Origin of the sequence: Desulfovibrio sp. JC022 (assembly GCF_010470665.1) — a bacterium.
In the GTDB taxonomy this organism is placed as follows: domain Bacteria; phylum Desulfobacterota; class Desulfovibrionia; order Desulfovibrionales; family Desulfovibrionaceae; genus Maridesulfovibrio.
In genome coordinates this window covers 125,173-137,726 of the sequence record NZ_VOPZ01000008.1, presented here as the reverse complement: position 1 = coordinate 137,726, position 12,554 = coordinate 125,173, and the positions used below count along the sequence as shown (strand labels likewise).

The 12,554-nt window shown below is 47.7% G+C and carries 12 protein-coding genes; 9 read left to right on the top strand and 3 right to left on the bottom strand.

The window, feature by feature from the left end; translation table 11 throughout:
• Positions 1–45 precede the first annotated feature (45 nt).
• The 4 genes from FMS18_RS14850 (at position 46) to FMS18_RS14835 (ending at position 4,181) form a co-directional block, all read left to right on the top strand.
• Positions 46–378, top strand: coding sequence for a FeoA family protein (locus FMS18_RS14850; protein WP_163295460.1), 333 nt, complete (start codon positions 46–48; stop codon positions 376–378).
• Positions 368–2,902 (top strand): ferrous iron transport protein B, encoded by a 2,535-nt coding sequence (gene feoB, locus FMS18_RS14845; protein ID WP_163295459.1) that lies wholly within the window; start codon positions 368–370, stop codon positions 2,900–2,902. Before FMS18_RS14850 ends, feoB begins: the two co-directional genes overlap by 11 nt.
• A gap of 18 nt (positions 2,903–2,920) precedes the next feature.
• On the top strand, positions 2,921–3,244 hold the full coding sequence (locus FMS18_RS14840; protein ID WP_163295458.1) for a hypothetical protein: 324 nt from the start codon (positions 2,921–2,923) through the stop codon (positions 3,242–3,244).
• Positions 3,245–3,356: 112 nt separating this feature from the next.
• On the top strand, positions 3,357–4,181 hold the full coding sequence (locus FMS18_RS14835) for a DUF4198 domain-containing protein (RefSeq protein ID WP_163295457.1): 825 nt from the start codon (positions 3,357–3,359) through the stop codon (positions 4,179–4,181).
• 103 nt (positions 4,182–4,284) lie between these two features.
• On the opposite strand, the gene serB is transcribed toward FMS18_RS14835, so the two are convergent.
• Positions 4,285–5,496 carry a phosphoserine phosphatase SerB gene (gene serB, locus FMS18_RS14830; protein WP_163295456.1) on the bottom strand — a complete coding sequence of 404 codons (1,212 nt, stop codon included), beginning with the start codon at positions 5,494–5,496 and terminating at the stop codon, positions 4,285–4,287.
• 190 nt (positions 5,497–5,686) lie between these two features.
• Between serB and FMS18_RS14825 the strand changes: the two genes are divergently transcribed.
• From FMS18_RS14825 to FMS18_RS14805, 5 genes are all read left to right on the top strand, one after another.
• Positions 5,687–7,078: a sensor histidine kinase KdpD gene (locus tag FMS18_RS14825; protein WP_163295455.1), complete on the top strand. Its 1,392-nt coding sequence runs from the start codon at positions 5,687–5,689 to the stop codon at positions 7,076–7,078.
• 367 nt (positions 7,079–7,445) lie between these two features.
• The gene (locus FMS18_RS14820; protein WP_163295454.1) at positions 7,446–8,132 is read left to right on the top strand and encodes a S24 family peptidase; all 687 of its coding nucleotides are present in this window, start codon (positions 7,446–7,448) and stop codon (positions 8,130–8,132) included.
• Between the two features lie 169 nt (positions 8,133–8,301).
• On the top strand, positions 8,302–9,150 hold the full coding sequence (gene panB, locus FMS18_RS14815; protein WP_163295453.1) for a 3-methyl-2-oxobutanoate hydroxymethyltransferase: 849 nt from the start codon (positions 8,302–8,304) through the stop codon (positions 9,148–9,150).
• Positions 9,151–9,243: 93 nt separating this feature from the next.
• A complete protein-coding gene (locus FMS18_RS14810; RefSeq protein ID WP_163295452.1) occupies positions 9,244–9,513 on the top strand; it encodes a hypothetical protein in 270 nt (89 codons plus the stop codon).
• Between the two features lie 6 nt (positions 9,514–9,519).
• Positions 9,520–10,479, top strand: coding sequence for a hypothetical protein (locus tag FMS18_RS14805; RefSeq protein WP_163295451.1), 960 nt, complete (start codon positions 9,520–9,522; stop codon positions 10,477–10,479).
• Between the two features lie 76 nt (positions 10,480–10,555).
• Here the strand turns inward: FMS18_RS14805 and FMS18_RS14800 are convergent, their stop codons facing one another.
• Positions 10,556–11,716 carry a hypothetical protein gene (locus FMS18_RS14800; protein ID WP_163295450.1) on the bottom strand — a complete coding sequence of 387 codons (1,161 nt, stop codon included), beginning with the start codon at positions 11,714–11,716 and terminating at the stop codon, positions 10,556–10,558.
• A 48-nt stretch (positions 11,717–11,764) separates the two neighbouring features.
• Positions 11,765–12,361 (bottom strand): 3'-5' exonuclease, encoded by a 597-nt coding sequence (locus tag FMS18_RS14795; protein ID WP_163295449.1) that lies wholly within the window; start codon positions 12,359–12,361, stop codon positions 11,765–11,767.
• Between the last annotated feature and the right edge of the window lie 193 nt (positions 12,362–12,554).

Sequence of the window (12,554 nt, the reverse complement as noted above, 5' to 3'; positions counted from 1 at the left end):
TCGAAATTCATTTGCAAAATCGAATGCAAAATAAGAGGCAATTAAATGTTAAACAAGTTTGATTTCTTTAACCGTGAGTCTGTTTCCGTAAGGAAAAGGCATCGTGGTGCCGGCGGAAGAAGACAGGGCAAGCCTTGCCATATGCGTGGTAAAAGCCTTCTGGACATTCCCATAGGCGAAAAAGCTGTGATCCGTGGGCACTTTTCAAGTGGCGCGGTAAGGCAAAGATTGCTTGATCTGGGTTTTGTTCCCGGCAGGGAGATCGAAGTGGTCCGTGTGGCAACGCTGGGCTGCCCTCTTGAATTGCGTGTTGCCGGTTACTGCGTAACCCTGCGACGCACTGAGGCTTATCAGATTGAGGTGGAAGATGAACGCTGAGGGGAAAAAGGCACTGAAAGATAACTTTCTCGTCGCTCTTGCCGGGCAGCAGAATGCCGGTAAATCGACAACATATAATATGGTCACCGGTGCCAACCAGCATGTGGCCAACTATCCGGGTGTGACCGTAGATAAAAAGGTCGGCAGCTACCGTGAAGGTAAGACCCGCTACGAGGTGGTTGACCTTCCCGGAACCTACAGCCTGACTTCTTTCTCTCTTGAGGAAAGGGTTTCTCGTGAATTTCTGTTGGAAGAAAAGCCTGATGTGGTTGTAAACGTCATGGATGCGACCTGCTTGCGTCGCAGTCTGTACTTTACCTTTCAGGTTTTGGAGATGAATTTTCCGGTCACCGTTGCCTTGAACATGATGGACGTTGCCGAAAGTCAGGGGCTGTCTATTGATTTGAAAGAATTGACCAAACGTCTCGGCGTGGATGTAGTCGCTACAGTAGGACGAAAAGGCAAAGGTAAACAGGCCTTGAAGGCAGCCATCCGCAAGGCTGTTAACCAGGAGTCCTACACTCGCCCGGTGGTTATTGATTACGGTGATCTCGAGGTACATGCAAAAGCCCTTGAAGAGCAGCTTGCCGCAGATGCCAGCCTTGGTGTGCTTTATCCTTTACGCTGGCTGGCGATCAAGCTTTTGGAGAATGATTCTGAAGCCCGGAAGATTGTTGAAACAAAGCATACAGCCGGTAAGTCCATTATTGAAGATGCGCTTTCCCGCAGGATGGAATTTGAAGATGAGACCGGTGTTAACACCAGTGATTATATTGTTGCCTGCCGCGACAGGGTGGCTGGTGAGATCGTTGATGCCTGCGTGACCAAGGAGGCTGATTCCGGGCAACCCATCTCTGAAAGGATTGACCGCTGGGTTTTGAATCGCGCCCTTGCTCCGTTTTTTCTGCTGGCTACAGTCTACCTTATATATGAACTTTCCATTGTTCAGGGGTACGAACTTACCAAGTACACTTGGCCGTTTCTTGCCAAGTTCAGGGATATTGTAGCCGGAGTTTTGCCTCCGGCAGGATTGATTGAGGATTCGCTGCTGCGCTCCATGGTCCTCTGGATGGTGGATAGTGCCAATACTCTGCTCAACTATGTCCCAATCTTTCTGATCCTTTTTGCACTGATCGCAATACTTGAAGACTCAGGATATATGGCCCGTATCGCTTTTATTCTGGACCGTATCTTCCACAGTTTCGGACTGCACGGGCAATCAACCCTGCCGTTTATTCTGGGCGGCGTATTTGCCGGGGGCTGCGCTGTCCCGGGAATTATGTCCACCAAGGGGATTCCTGATGAAAGATCAAGACTGGCAACGATTCTGACTGTTCCGTTCATGAACTGCCTTGCCAAGATCCCTCTGTACACGCTTTTGGTGAATATTTATTTTGCGGACCACAAGTCATGGGCAATGTTCTTTATCTCGACCATTACCATCATTATGGCTTTGATCATTGCCAAGATCCTGACCACAACAGTCCTTAAAGGTCGTGAAACCGCGCCCTTTATTATGGAAATGCCCAACTACCATGCACCCACTTTCTTCGGTGTGGCCCAGAGGGCTTTGGAAAGAACTTGGGAGTACATTAAAAAAGTCGGTTCTATTGTTGTTGCGGTTTCTCTTTGCGTATTTTCTCTCTTGCAGTTTCCCGGTCTCACCGATGGACGCATGGATTATTACGAAACTGAGATGAGTAAGGCCGTTGCAACTTATGATTCCAAGGTGGCAGGCAATGCATACTCCGGGCTTGCTACAGGCGATAAAATGTTGCCGTTGCTTAATCTTTACGATGATTACAAGCGCGCCCGCATGAACTCATCCGGCAAAGAAGGTGCGGCACGGGTGGACCATTCTTTCAAGAAAGCCAACCCGGAAACCTTTGTTTTGATCAAGCCTCGTGGTGATAAAGCAGCCAAGGTTGTTAACCGTGCTGTGCGTAAGCTTTCATCCAAAAGAAAGTCCCTGCGCCGCAAGATCAAAGAGGAAAAGATCAAGACATCCTTCTTCGGCATGATCGGGCGTTCCCTTGAGCCTGTTACCAAGTATGCCGGTTTTGATTGGAAAGTTAATATCGCTTTGATCAGTTCTTTTGCAGCTCGCGAATCTTCTGTCGCGACTATGGGTGTGTTGTATCAGCAGGGTGCTGATGACAACCAGACCCTTGAGCAGAGAATGGATAATGAAAGCCAGAGCAGCGGTATGAATTCCCTACATGCCCTTGCGGTTCTCCTTTTCTTTGCCCTTTATCCTCCCTGCCTTGCAGCCACCATCATGGTCAAAGTGCAGACCGGGTCTTACAAGTGGATGGCTTTCGCCATTTTCTTTCCCACTGCGGTGGGCTTCGGGGTGGCATCCGCAGTCTTCACTTTGGGCAATGTTCTGGGAGCGAGCGGCATAACCATGATGAAAGGGTTTTATGTGTTTGCCTTGTCCGTGGCTCTGCTTATCGCACTGGCGCACAAGATCGCATCGGATAAGGTTTCGGCTTCCTATGAATATCAACCAAGTAACCAATAAATCTCTCAGGAGACAGCTATGAAAAAGATAATTTCTAAACTCGTTGTGGCTGCCGGATTGATCGTTCTTTCCGCTACTGCTGCTTTGGCCCATTCCCCTTTGTGCAGCTGCTTTGATAACGGTGACGGCACCGTTCTTTGTGAAGGTGGCTTCTCGGACGGTTCTTCAGCTTCCGGCGTAAAAATGTTTGTTCGTGACGATTCCGGTGCAGTTGTTCTTAAGGGTGCTATGAACGAAGACAGCGAATTTGAGTTCAAAAAACCCGCAGGTCACTACACTGTTACTTTTGATGGCGGCGAAGGTCATTCCATTGAAATCGACGGTTCCGATATTGTTGAATAGTTAGTTTTTGCACGTATCGTGAGCGTTTCACGGTGTGTGCAGTTGACCAAAAATAAAAAATTTTCTTTATCTTTTGATAAAGAGGATCAAAGTCATAATCAGGAGAAGTAAAATGAAGATGAAGGTAGTTTTCCTTAACTTGTTGTTGGTTGTTGCTATGGCAGTCCCCGCTTCTGCCCACTTTCAGATGATCTACACCCCCGAAATCGCGAAGAATAAGGGTGCTGAAACCGATGTGAAGCTTGTTTTCACCCACCCCTTTGAAGCAGGGCACACTATGAAGATGGGCATGCCGGAAGAGTTTTTTATGCTGCATCAGAAAGGTGAAGAGGGTAAAATTAAAAAGTACGACCTCAAAAAGTTGCTCAAGCCCATCACCTGGACCAGCCTGACAAATTCCGGTGAAGCTTATGAAGCAAAGCTGCCCAAGAAAATTGTTCGTTCCATGGGCGACTACACCCTGGTTCTGGTGCCCGCTCCCTACTACGAAGGTGAAGAAGACATTTACATCCAGCAGATCACCAAGACTTACATGAACGTCGGCGGCCTGCCCGGTAACTGGGCTGCTCCCGCAGGTCTCAAGACTGAATGGGTTCCCCTTGTTAAGCCTTATGCCATGTGGACCGGTATGACCTTCAAAGCTCAGCTCCTTTCCGACGGCAAGCCCGTTCCCAATGCTGATGTTGAAGTTGAGTACATGAACCACGAGCCCGACATGAAAAACAATGCTTTCAAAAAAGAAGAAAAAGCTCATGCTCCTCACGATGCTTTCGTAACCATGGGTGTTAAAACCGATGCTCAGGGTTACGTAACCTTCGCCATCCCCAAAGCCGGCTGGTGGGGTTTCTGCGCACTGGGTTCCGGTCCTGACAAAGAGTTCAAAGGTAAAGAACTCTCTCAGGATGCTGTAATCTGGATCAAAGCAGTAGATATGTAATTCCTGCTGATTCTTTAGGCATGATAAAAGCCCCGTAGGAGTGATCCTGCGGGGCTTGTTTTGTTCTGATATAAGGCAAATATTATTTACGAAGCGGCGAAGCCTAATCCGTATCCCTGTCGCGTAATCCGATCAGATAGAGAATGGAATCCAGCCCGAAATGGGAGATGGACTGGCGGGCATCCTGTTTGACCTTGGGCTTGGCGTGAAACGCGATACCCAGCCCGGCAATGGAGAGCATGGGCAGGTCATTGGCTCCGTCCCCCACGGCAATGGATTGTTGCAGGCTGATCTGTTCCTTCTCTGCGATTTTGCGCAGCAGTTCGGCCTTCTTGGCACCGTCAACAATATCTCCGATAACTCCGCCGGTCAGTTTGCCGTCTTTTATTTCAAGGCGGTTGGCATAAACATAATCCACGCCCAGTTTTTCTTGCAGCTTTTCTCCGAAATAGGTGAATCCACCGGATATGATGGCGGTCTTGTAGCCGAATTTCTTCAGGTTGGTAATGAGTCGTTCGGCCCCTTCGGTCATGGGCAGGGTGCGGGCGATATCTTCCATTACGGATTCATCAAGGCCTTTGAGGGTTGCCAGACGCTGGCGCAGGCTTTCCTTAAAATCAATTTCTCCGCGCATGGCTGATTCGGTGATCCGGCTGACTATCTCGCCTGATCCGGCTGCCTTAGCCAGTTCGTCAATGACTTCCGCCTGAATGAGGGTGGAGTCCATGTCAAAGGCTACCAGCCTTCTGTTTCTGCGGAAAACATTGTCTTCCTGCAAGGCTATGTCCACCTGATCTTCGGCGGCCATTTCCAGAAAATTTGAGCGCATGCGGTCCAGATCTTCAGGCACACCGCGAACAGAAAATTCAACGCAGGCATGGCGCGGTGCAGGCTCTCCGTTCATGGGAATTCGACCGGACAAACGATGGATCATATCAATATTGAGTCCGTTGTCCGCAATGATCTGTGAAATTCTTGAAATGTGCGCCCCGGTAACCTTGTGGCCCACAAGGGTGGCAATGTGTCTGGGCTTGCCTTGGGCGGCGACCCAGTCCATGTATTTGTCAGCTTCAGTGGGCTTGAATTTGACGTTGACCCCCAGTTCGTAACCCTTGAACATGATGTCTTTGAGCACAGGAGCGGACTCGGCTTCACGGGGAATGCGGATCAAAATGCCAAGCACCAGCTGGCTGTGGATTACACTCTGGCCGATATCAAGAATATCAATGCCGTAGCCCGCCAGAACTCCTGTCAGAGCAGAAGTCAGGCCGGGTTTGTCCTCGCCGGATATTTGAATGAGAATTATTTCGGGCATGGTTGTTTCCCTGAATAGGTTTGATGGCGGACTTTCTCATAAAATGGAGTCGCAGTAAACATTCAGGCTGCGCATAAAGCATATGAACGTTAAGGAGTCGCAAAAAATCATCTTCTGGCTTGCTCCTTTTCCTCCGGGGCCGTATGATACAGGGAAGCCCCTTTCTATATTGAACCCCGGATAGATTGTTATGAGCAGCGAAAATAAAAGCGCAGACGTGTCGTCCTATGAAACAGAAGGTCCGCTGGGAGAAGGATTTCATCTTTCTACCGGTCCGGGACCAGAGAAGATGTTGCAGATACAGCGGCGTATCCATGAGAAAATGGATGACTATAAAGATTACAGCTTTTCTGCAACTGAAAAGCGGGCCTTGATGATTTTTTTTGATCTAGCTCAGGAATTTGATTCCCTTGAGGATTTTTTTGCTGTTTGCACCGCAGTGCCTAGGTCCCTTTTTAATCTTGATTGCAGACTTTATCTGGCCATGGGGCCGGATGAATTCATTCCTGTGGGCCGTACAGAAAGCCGTGCGCCGGTGTGCAGTTCTGTTCCCCTTGAAAAAACTTTCCGTGCCGGACATCTTTTTATTCCTATTCGCGGTAATCTGGAATTGGTGGACCAGCTTCCCTTTAAACCGGCCGGAGATGTTATCGGCTGTTTTGAATTTTACAAAATGGATGATCTTTCCGATCACCAATCTCTATTTTTTGAAAAATTCGTTAACCGGGTCGGTTTTCAGCTGCATAGTAAAATCCTGCGCCGCAAGGGGCAGGAACACTTGGAATTTGTGCGCAATCTGGTCAAAGACGTCGGGCATAATGTCATTGTTCCCAATATGTATTTTAAGCTTTTTTACAACAGATTGCGTGACCGTATTGAAAATATCCGCAAGCTTGAATCCGAAGTAGAAGGAAAGAGCATTCAGGATATCCGCAATGAATTGGAGCAACTTTATAGTGGATTGGTCAGTCAGTTCAATGAAATACACAGCCACTATGAACAGACCAGTCTTTTTTTGGAAACCCTGTTACGCAGGCAGCATTTTGAGGAAGGGCGTTACATTGTAGAGAAGCGGCCTTGCAATCTGCTCAAACAGATCATTGAGCCGCAACTTGAGCGCTACCGTTCCCGGTTTGAGGATCGGGGAATCAGGCTGGATATCAGCATGGGCGGTGTGCCGGACCGTGAAGTGCGCATTGTTGCTGATGTGGGGCTTATTTCACAGGTTTACGCAAATCTTTTTTCCAATGCCGTAAAATACACCCGCAATGAAACAATGTGTGACGGGCGCAGGGATAAATTCGCTGCTTACGGTTGGGATATGGTAAAAGATTATTTCCGTAACGGCTGGGATGGTTTAAAGCTAAACGTTTATACCACCGGGCCGCACATTCAGGAGCGGGACCGGAAGGAGCTTTTCCAGCCCGGATTTCGCAGCGCAAACGTAGGTAATGAGTATGGTTCCGGGCATGGTCTGTTCTTTGTGCGTCAGGTTGTGGAACTGCATGGGGGCGAGGTCGGCTATGAGCCGCAGGACGGTGGCAATAATTTCTTCTTTATTCTTCCGCTGGGCGAAAATTAATATTCGTATTTCTTATTCGAAATAGATTGTTCTGTTTTATGTAGGTTTGTTTTACAATAAAATAGAGTGATTGTTTGGTGTGATGTGTTTTCACCGATGTTTATAATGTGTAAGTTAATATGAAGTACAGTTGTACGCATTCTTTTAGTACATGTGATTAGTTTATCTTGATCGTTTTACATTCTTATTAGTCTGTATCGGAGTGTGTTGTTTTAAAGTTTTGCCAGTTTATAAATTTCATGATAGCCCTTTATTAAATTGATAGTAAAAGAATAGATTGTGTGCATAAAACGATCTTCTTTATAGGGTTATTTGATTTCAATGTGATTAATAGTTGTTTTTGACTTTGCTTTCACAGGAGGTAAGCGTGTCAAAGTGGTTTGATGAAAGCTTGGAGAGAATCAAAAAGGCTACCGGAACAAGAACTCAGGTTCAGCTTGCCGAAATTCTGAATATTAGACAGTCCAGCATCTCCGATGCCAAAAGAAGAAGCTCTATTCCTGCTGAATGGTTCATCAAGCTGTACAGGACCCACGGACTGAACCCTGAATGGCTTTCCGATGGAATTGAGCCTGTCTACCTTAAGCCGGGCAAGGGAAAAATTGCTGCTGACCAGATTCTGAGTGAAACAACTGCTCAGTACGGTCAGGTGCAGTCCAGAGGCAGGATCGTACCGGTCTCGTCCATGGCCGGAGAAGATGCAGGTGCGGAAATCTGGAAACCGCAGCAGGTTTCTGAACTGAATATTCCTGAAACCTACTACCGTTCTTCCCTGGTGGTTCTCAGAGCTGAAGGTTCTTCTATGGAACCGTCTGTACGCAGGAATGCCTTTGTAGGAATCGATGATTCCCAGAAAAGGCTGATGGCAGGTGATATCTATGCCATTCACGTTCCTTATCAGGGAGTGGTTATCCGCAGGGTCTTTTTTGATCCTGAAAATGCCCGTTTTATCCTTCGTCCGGATGATTCGCAGCATCCTGAACAGTATATCCCGGTTGAAAACCACGAAAAGAACGTGGTCGGACGGGTCGTCTGGGTAATGCAAGAGCTTTAATTGTTCTTTATTTTGATTGGTTGAGAGGTCCGGTGTCTGCCGGACCTCTTTTTTTATGCACAATGATATATTTTTCACTAGACTTGATTTAGTTTTATACTGCCCATATCAAGAAGCTGCACCTTAAACCCTTCCTTAATCAGTCCACATTTAATCTGTGAGGAAAAGAATGAAAAAAATTACAGCTCCAGACATCACCGCCCTAAAAGGGCAGCGCAAAATTTCCATGGTAACCGCTTATGATTATCCTTCCGGTCAGATCGCTGACGGAGCTGAGGTGGATATGATTTTGGTAGGGGATTCATTGGGTATGGTTGTACTCGGCTACGAAGACACTCTTTCCGTGACCATGGAAGATATGCTCCATCATGCAGCAGCAGTTTCCCGAGGGGCGAAAAGGGCACTTATCGTTGGTGACCTTCCTTTTATGTCTTATCAGCCTTCGGTGCAGATGGCGGTGGAAAATGCGGGAAAATTCCTCAGCCGCACCGGAGCGCGTGCGGTGAAGCTGGAGGGCGGATTTCCTTTTCTGGAGCATGTGCGGGCTATCATTGATTCCGGTGTTCCGGTGCAGGGCCATATTGGACTGACCCCGCAGCATGTAGCCCGTTTCGGTGGGTTCAAGGCGCAGGGCAAGAATGCCCGTTCCGCTGCCGCTCTTGTTGACGAAGCTTTGGCTCTTGAAGCTGCTGGCTGCTTCTCCATAGTTCTGGAAGCGGTCCCCCATGAAGTGGCGCAGGAGATTACCGCGAGGCTTTCAATTCCCACCATCGGCATCGGTGCCGGGCCGGATACGGACGGACAGGTGCTTGTCTACCACGACATCCTTGGCCTTTTTGATCGTTTTGTTCCCATGTTCGTAAAGAAATTCGCCCAATTGCGTGGGGAAAGCATTGATGCCATCAAGTGCTACATTGCAGAAGTGGGAGATGGATCTTTTCCCGCAGAAGGAAATTTCAGTCGTATGGATATTGAAGAACTTAAGCAGTTTAAAGCCTTGATGCAGGAAAAAGTTTAACAGTCATTCAGCATTGGAATCCTTTTTTTCACTGGCCCTCGGGGCTGTTCAAGTATACTTTCATTGTATCACTAACCAATTAAGGAGGAAGCGATGGCTGTTTCTATTTTTGATCTCGGACTTTCCGTTGAAGCGAATTCACTTTTCCTGCTGATCGAAGGCATGTTGGGCAGTAAGATTGATCCTGACAAAAATTGCAAAGCTGCTCCGGGCAGCGTAACCATCGAAGGCTGTCTTGAAAAATGGAATGGTGAGGAAAATGATTTTCTGGTTGCCATGAAGGAACTCGTTGATGCAGGGGTTGTTGCTGAGAATGATTCTGAACTCAAGGTAGCCACTGTTGAAAATTGGAAGAAAAAGTAGGTTTAATTGTCTCTCGAAATTCTCTGGAATGGTTTGGGCTGGCCTCTGATCAGGCTGGTGCTTTTTATCAGTCTTGGTTTGTTGGTTGGTAATATTGTCGAGGGATTGCGCTGGACACGGGCCATGGGACGGTTGGCAAATCCGCTTATCCGGGCCGGAAGGCTCAAGGAGATCAGCGGGGCCAGTTTTGCCTTGGCCTTTTTTTCCGGTGTAGCTGCAAACTCCATGCTTTCCGAGGCCTATGAAAATGGGGAAATAAATGACCGTGAACTGGTTATTTCCAACCTTTTTAACAGCCTGCCCACATATTTTCTGCATATGCCCACGGTCTTTTTCATTGCCGCTCCGTTTATCGGTCGGGTGGCTTTTATTTATGTAGGTTTGACTCTTCTGGCTGCTTTTGTGCGTACCGGGGCCATTGTGCTTTGGGGACGTTTTTCCCTGCCTGCCGATGGTGGTTGCGGTGATGTTGCCCAGCGGCTTAAGGGTCAGGAACCGAAGTCTTTCCGCGAGGTGCTGGACAAAGCGGTTAAAAGGCTAAAGCGCAGGTTGCCGAGAGTTATCTATCTGACTGTTCCCATTTATACGGCGTTTTTCTTTCTCCGTCATTATGGCGTGTTCACTTCTTTTCAGACCTACCTGAGTGAACATCTTTCTTTTCTTTCGTGGCTTGATCCGCAGGTTTTCGGGATCATTGCTTTTAGTCTGGCAGCAGAATTCATCGCCGGGCTTGCTGCCGCCGGGTCCTTGCTCGGAACCGGTGCTATCGATCCCCGTGGAATTGTGTTGGCTCTTGTGGTCGGCAACCTGCTTTCCACCCCGGTTCGCGCCCTGCGCCACCAGCTCCCGTATTATGCCGGAATCTTCCGGGGCAAAATGGCCCTGAAGCTGATCGTTTACAATCAGGGATTGCGGGCGGCGAGTCTTGTTCTGGTGGGTAGTATTTATTTTGTGCTGACTATGTAGATTTAATTTTACAGACAACAAAAAAGGTGAGGCTGCATTTGCAACCTCACCTTTTGTTTTTTGATGAAAGCTAAAATTACTGCCTAAAAGTGCAGCGGAAATTTCCGCAGGAAATGGTTCCCAATGTTTTACCGGCAGAGCTTTTAAGTACGCACTTTTTGTAGGCGTATCCGCTTGTGGCGTAGAATTCGGTGAGCAGTTTGAAAAGTTTTCGGTTGGCGGAAGTGGATTTCCCGGCAAGGGCTTCATTGCTGATGGTTGCATATAGGGTTGAGCCACGGTTGCTGTTCTTGCTGACCAGTTTTTCGCCTGAAACAGTTCTGAGGTTCAGGAATCTCTGTAATCCCTCTTGCTTGGATTCATATGCGCTCAGCTTTTTGGTGTAAAGAGTGGAGTTGGGGTTGATTTTTTTCAACGCTTTGTAGCCGTTGATGTTCTGCTGCACTTTGAATCCGGGCAGGGACTGAACATGGCGCATGAGCAACTCTTCCTCGTTGGAGTTCAGGAGTTCCTGATACTCAACAGGGCAGCTGGTCTGTCTTGTGTTGAGATCCGCAGTGTAAGCGATGACGCACATTTTCTTTTCCGGTCTCGGAGTTTCCTGTGCAATTTTATCCATGAAAGCTTCAGCTGTCTTGAGGGGTGTATCACCGGCGACCACGAAGAGATAAAAATCCCTTTTGATCTTGAGATTAAGGATGCTCTTGTCCTTGGAAGAATCATTAAGGCAGCGGGCGATGTATTGGGCGCGTGCTTTTACCAGCTCAGCCCTTTTAGCATAATGTTTCTTGCGGGCTTTGTAGTAGTTGTTCTGTGGTGCCAGTTCGGAAAGCTTTTCATATCCCTTCAGGTTTTCTTCAACCTGAACCGGGCTAAGCTTGTAGACGTAGTCGTAAAGAAGTTTAGTCAGTTCGCTCTTAGATAACGATGCTGAAGACTTGCTTTTAATCTGGTCAAGTTCGCTGTCCATGATGGCGACGGCAACACCTGAAAAGTCACATTCACCTGTTTCATTTTTGCGTAGCTTGTTAATATTTGAAACAACGCTGACCGCTTTTTTCCTGCTTGTATCCTTGAGGATGGCAAGAAATCCGCTTTGATTACGGATCACGGTATCTACGCCGGAAATGTTCTCAAGTTCGGCTTTAAATAGGTCCGGGCAGTCTTCCTGTGCAAAAACCGGAAGTGCTGAGATTATCAGAATGCAAAGTGAGAAGAGTATAAATCTGGCTTTCATGGTGATCCTGGTCCTTTCCGGTAGCAAATGTTTACCTGCGAAAAAAAGTTAAAGTACTCCGAGTTCCCGGAATTTAAGGTAAATTTCACGGCTTACCCATGCATCCGTTGCCGCGTAGGTGATCTGTTGCGGTGTCAGTTCCTTGCGGCCCCAGTTGGAGCACTGCACGCCTTTGGAGATGCGGAACCCGAGCAGGTTGGCGGCAAGGTTGCGCAGCCCGTTGGTCTGCATTTCCAGTGATCTGGCAAGGTCGCCAAGATCTACGAACCCTTTGCCTTCAAAAGGGGAGACATCGCGTAATTCTTTGACATCATTGATTACCGCTACCCCGGTTTTGATTATATCGGCAGAAGAAAGCAGTTCTTTAATATGCCCTGAAAGAGAGATGTGGTTGAGGTGCAGCAGATATACACAATCTTCAGTTGCCAATTGAATCAGGGAAGGGGGGTAGGAAACACCTTTGCGGAAGACCGGACGGGTTTCGGTATCAAACCCCAGCAATTCGCAGCGGCTCAGTTCTTCAATAGCCGTAGGGACGTCTTCTTCGCGGTCAATGAGTTTGATCGGCCCTTCATATTGGCGTAGGGGCAGCTCGTTTATTTCATCTTTGGTGAATTTTTTCTTATATTGTTCAGGTACTTGCATATAATATTAAGCCTGGTAGTAATTACATTTCCTTACATGGAAACAAAGAATTCCTACCGGCCCGTGATGCTTCAGGTCAAAATTAAGTCCTGAAAAACCACGGGCGGGCAGGATGAAAGTATCACATCTGAATATTAAGCTATCAAAGCTTCGTCAACCCCCAGACCGTTTATAAAGCACCATCTGCGGCACG